At 63.7% G+C, this 4,280-nt stretch carries 5 protein-coding genes; 1 reads left to right on the top strand and 4 read right to left on the bottom strand.

Annotated features, from left to right (window positions below; translation table 11 throughout):
* The 4 genes from AC1DWI_RS14990 to AC1DWI_RS14975 form a co-directional block, all read right to left on the bottom strand.
* The coding region (locus tag AC1DWI_RS14990) for an acyl-CoA dehydrogenase family protein (RefSeq protein ID WP_477725117.1) at positions 1-522 on the bottom strand (522 nt) is incomplete at its 3' end.
* Positions 523-556: 34 nt separating this feature from the next.
* Positions 557-1,000, bottom strand: coding sequence for a PaaI family thioesterase (locus AC1DWI_RS14985; RefSeq protein ID WP_477670102.1), 444 nt, complete (start codon positions 998-1,000; stop codon positions 557-559).
* A 59-nt stretch (positions 1,001-1,059) separates the two neighbouring features.
* Positions 1,060-2,253, bottom strand: coding sequence for a serine hydrolase domain-containing protein (locus AC1DWI_RS14980; RefSeq protein ID WP_477670103.1), 1,194 nt, complete (start codon positions 2,251-2,253; stop codon positions 1,060-1,062).
* Positions 2,254-2,279: 26 nt separating this feature from the next.
* Complete coding sequence (locus tag AC1DWI_RS14975; protein WP_457282826.1) at positions 2,280-2,684, bottom strand: MerR family transcriptional regulator; 405 nt, start codon at positions 2,682-2,684, stop codon at positions 2,280-2,282.
* Between the two features lie 104 nt (positions 2,685-2,788).
* On the opposite strand from AC1DWI_RS14975, the gene AC1DWI_RS14970 reads away from it, so the two are divergent.
* On the top strand, positions 2,789-3,886 hold the full coding sequence (locus AC1DWI_RS14970; RefSeq protein ID WP_477670104.1) for an MBL fold metallo-hydrolase: 1,098 nt from the start codon (positions 2,789-2,791) through the stop codon (positions 3,884-3,886).
* The last annotated feature ends 394 nt before the right edge of the window (positions 3,887-4,280 follow it).

The raw sequence follows: 4,280 nt of genomic DNA, 5'->3' as shown, positions 1-4,280 counted from the left end.
GACCACCAGGGTGTCGGCATCGGGGCCGTTGGTGATCCACATCTTGCTGCCGTTGAGCAGGTAGTAGCCGCCCTTGTCTTCGGCCTTGAGCTTCATGCTGATGACGTCGCTGCCGGCGCCGGGTTCGCTCATGGCCAGCGCACCCACGTGCTCGCCCGTGATGAGCTTGGGCAAATATTTTTTGCGCTGCTCATCGGTGCCGTTGCGCTTGATCTGGTTGACGCAGAGGTTGCTGTGCGCGCCGTACGACAAGCCCACCGAGGCGCTGGCGCGGCTGATTTCTTCCATGGCGATCATGTGGGCCAGGTAGCCCATGTTGGCGCCGCCGTATTCCTCACCCACGGTGATGCCGAGCACGCCGAGCGAGCCCATTTTTTTCCACAGGTCCATCGGGAACTGGTCGTTGCGGTCGATCTCGGCGGCGCGCGGGGCGATTTCGGCCTGCGCGAATTCGCGCACGGCGTCGCGCAGGGCGTCGATGTCTTCACCGAGCATGAAGTTGAGTCCGGGCATGTTGGTCATGGTGGGCTTTCTGAAGTCGTATGACGGGATTGGATTAGTAGGTCTTGGGCACGGGCACCAGCGTCTGCTGCATCAGCGCGCAGGCGCTTTCCTTGCCCGCTGCGCCGACGTGCGTGACTTCAGCGGTCGTGACGATGATGCGCTTGCCGGCCTTGACGACGCGGCCCAGGGCGCGCAGCTCGCCGTCCCTGAAACCGGCCATGAAGTTGATCTTGTATTCGACCGTGGTGACCTCGGAATCTTCCGCAGCCATGGTCAGCGCGGCGTAACCACCGGCGATATCGGCCAGCGCGCCCATGGCGCCGCCGTGGAAAGTGCCTTGTTGCTGCGTGACGTGCTCCGAATAGGGCAGGGCCACCTCGCACAGGCCGGGCTCCACGCGCAGCAGGCGCGCACCGAGGTGCTGCATCAGGCCCTGGCGCAGAAAGCTGGCTTCAATGCGGCGAAACAGTGTGGACGGTGCGGCGGTTGCATCCATGGAAGACCCTTTGAACGGATAAAAGGCGGCTCTTGTTTTAGTTGACGTTTACGTAAACGTCAATTATGCCTGCTGGCGGAAGCGCTGTCCAAGGGCGGTGAAAGCTTCGCGCGCGACCTGAGCGTCCGTGCGATCGCGTCCCGAAGGGGAAAGAGATGCGCATCGCCGGCAAATTGCGCTTCCCGTGAATTGCCCGTATGGACAATCACCATGCGGGCGACGGGATCGACAAAGATATTCTGGCCGCCGACACCCCAGAAAAAGGACCGGCCGCCGGCCGCCTGTGGAATCCAGACGTGCAACCCATAGAACGGGGCCCCCTTGGGCTGCGGCTTGTCCGGCCGTAGCATGACCATCTCGTCGATCCATGCGGCGGGCACGACCTGCCCGCCTGCCGCCTGCCCCCGGTTCAGCACCAGCGTCCCCAGCCGGCCGTAGTCGCGCAGGCGCGCGGCGAACTGGCCTTGAACACCCTCCTCGCCATGGAAATTCTTGATCCAGAAGCCGCTGCCCTCGGCCCCGAGGCGCGACCACATCCTGTCCTCCAGATATGCGGTGTTGCTCACGCCCGTACGTTCGCTCAGCATGAGGCCGAGCAACGCGCTCACCGCGCCGTTGTAGCTGAAGGTCTTGCCGGCGGGGGATCGATCCGTCCTCTCCTGCAGGTAGCGCCGCATGCTCTGGCGCGGCGAGACGGTGGGGTCGGTCGCGCGGTTGTCCGATATCGCGCCCGCCTCGTAGGCGGCATGAAGCTTGGCCGAGGTGGCCATCCGCAGCAGATCCTCCACCGTGTCGTCGGCAAATGCGCTGGCTCCGAAGCCGGGCAAGACCTGCCTGACGGTGGTGCCCAGCGCCAGCTTGCCTTCCGCGACTGCCACGCCGACCAGCAGCGACAGGATCGTCTTCGACATGGACGCCGAGAGCAGCGCGTCCTGGGTGCCGGTTCCCTGCAGGTATCGCTCATAGACGATCCGGTCCTCATGCAGGACGAGAAACCCCGTCGTGCAGAAACGGGTAAGGTACTCCTCGAGCGAATGGGCTTCGGGATCCCCGGCAACGCGATACGTCACGTTCTCCAATGGCAGGCCATGGCCGAACACCGCCGGCGCACCGGCCGCCCGCGCTTCATTGAACGGAAATCGCTGCTGGGGGTTGAGGAATGAACCGGTGCATCCCTGTTGGGCCGCCGCGAGGGCGGGCAGGCCCACCGCGAACAGGACCAGGGCCGCGCGGCGCAGGGAATCGATCGTCATGGGGCTAGTCGCAAAGCAGGTCACCGCTACGCCGCCTGCTTCGCTTTCTCAAGTTTCGCCAGCAGCGCCTTGGCCTCGCGCTCGTGCGTTTTCACCTCTTCGAGGTTGCCCTGCAGTTCGGTCATCTGCTCCTCCAGCTGTGCGCGGTGCTGCGCCAGGATGGCGAGGAACTTGCGCAGCTGCGGCCCGGTGTCGCGCGGGCTGTCGTACATGTCGATGATGTCCTTGGCCTCGGTCAGCGACAGGCCCAAACGCTTGGCGCGCAGGGTAAGCTTGAGCCGGGTACGGTCACGCGCGGTGTACACGCGGTTGCGTCCGCCCGCCCCTTCGCGCTGGGGCTGCAGCAAGCCCATGTCTTCGTAAAAACGCATGGCGCGCGTCGTCAGGTCAAACTCTTTTGCCAGGTCGCTGATGGTGTAGGTAGTGGCCATGATGTGGTCTTTGCAAACGCGGGCGACAGCGCGAAACAGGCGCGGTCCCTACAATGGTTGTGTATGACGTTTACGTAAACGTCAAATATACCGCGAATGATGACATGAACCTCCTTGAGCAGCAACTGGATTACCCCTTTGGAGACACCCTGCCCGAGTCGGGCATGGCCATGGAGGTGGCGCCGGACGTCAAGTGGATACGCATGGCCCTGCCCTTCGCGCTGAACCACATCAACCTGTGGCTGCTGCGCGACGAGATGGACGACCCGGACCGGGCGGGCGCGAAGATACAGGGCTGGACCATCGTGGACTGCTGCATCAGCCGGGAAGAGTCCAAAGCGCAGTGGGAGGCGATTTTTGCCACCCAGCTGGAAGGCATGCCGGTGCTGCGTGTCATCGTGACGCACATGCACCCCGACCATATCGGGCTGGCGCACTGGCTCTGCGAACGCTGGACCACGCCCAAACGGGTGTGCATGTTGTGGATCAGCGCCACCGACTATCTTTCGGCCCGCATCGGCTCACAAAGCACCACGGGTTTCGGCGGGGAAAGCGCCGCGCGCTTTTTTGCCGCGCACGGACTGGTGGATCCGGAATCCGTCGAGAAAATCCGCGGCCGGGCCAGCTACTACCCCGGCATGGTGCCGGCCGTGCCGGCCAGCTACGTCCGCATCATGGACGGCATGACGGTGCGAATCGGCGGGCGCGACTGGCGCTGCATCAGCGGCTACGGCCATGCACCCGAACACATCGCGCTGCACTGCGAAGCGCTGGACACCCTCATCAGCGGCGACATGGTGTTGCCGCGCATTTCAACCAATGTCAGCGTTTACGACATGGAGCCGGAATCGAACGCGCTCACGCTGTTTCTTGAGTCCATCGACAAATTCCTGCCGCTGCCTGAAGACACGTTGGTGCTGCCCTCCCACGGCAAACCCTTTCACGGGCTGCATACACGCATAGGCCAGCTGCACGACCACCACCGAGACCGCCTGGCCGAAGTGATGACGGCCTGCACCGCCGCGCCCTGTAGTGCCGCCGACATCCTGCCCATCATGTTCCCCCGCAAGCTGGACCTGCACCAGACCACCTTCGCCATGGGCGAAGCCGTGGCGCACTTGCACGCACTGTGGTTTGGAGAAAAGCTCACGCGGCGGCTGGACGCCGACGGGATTTACCGTTTCAGTAGCGTTAGTCCGTAAGCGGGGTCAAGACACGCGCTATGTTTTTAGTAGCTTCTCGCGCTCGCCAGGATTGGTCCGCAGCCCGACTAGGCACATAAGAATGCAATGGATGGCTGTGGGGCCCCTTCTTTACCAGCAGGGGCCGCGGGACTGGCTTTGCCAGACCGCAGGCGCAGCGCCCCCTCGGGGGGCAGCGCATTACACGAAGCCGAAGGCGAAGTGAAAAGCGTGGGGGCTCAAGCCCTCCACTTCCGGTTAGCCGTCACCAAAGCGGTGAGGTAGCCGTGCAGCCATTCAAAGTTGACAGGTTTTTTCAGCAGGTGGGCGTGCTGGGGCAAGCCTCCGCGTGCCGCAATGGCGTCGGGAGGCAAGCCGCTGATGACAACGATCTGCATGTCGGCCAGTTGCACGT

It is taken from the genome of Polaromonas sp. P3_C2, from assembly GCF_056402675.1.
This window is presented reverse-complemented; position numbering and strand designations above follow the sequence as displayed.

Coding starts and splice junctions, on each gene's coding strand:
- AC1DWI_RS14985 (WP_477670102.1), bottom strand. CDS start 1,000: ATGGATGCAACCGCCGCACCGTCCACACTGTTTCGCCGCATTGAAGCC.
- AC1DWI_RS14980 (WP_477670103.1), bottom strand. CDS start 2,253: ATGACGATCGATTCCCTGCGCCGCGCGGCCCTGGTCCTGTTCGCGGTG.
- AC1DWI_RS14975 (WP_457282826.1), bottom strand. CDS start 2,684: ATGGCCACTACCTACACCATCAGCGACCTGGCAAAAGAGTTTGACCTG.
- AC1DWI_RS14970 (WP_477670104.1), top strand. CDS start 2,789: ATGAACCTCCTTGAGCAGCAACTGGATTACCCCTTTGGAGACACCCTG.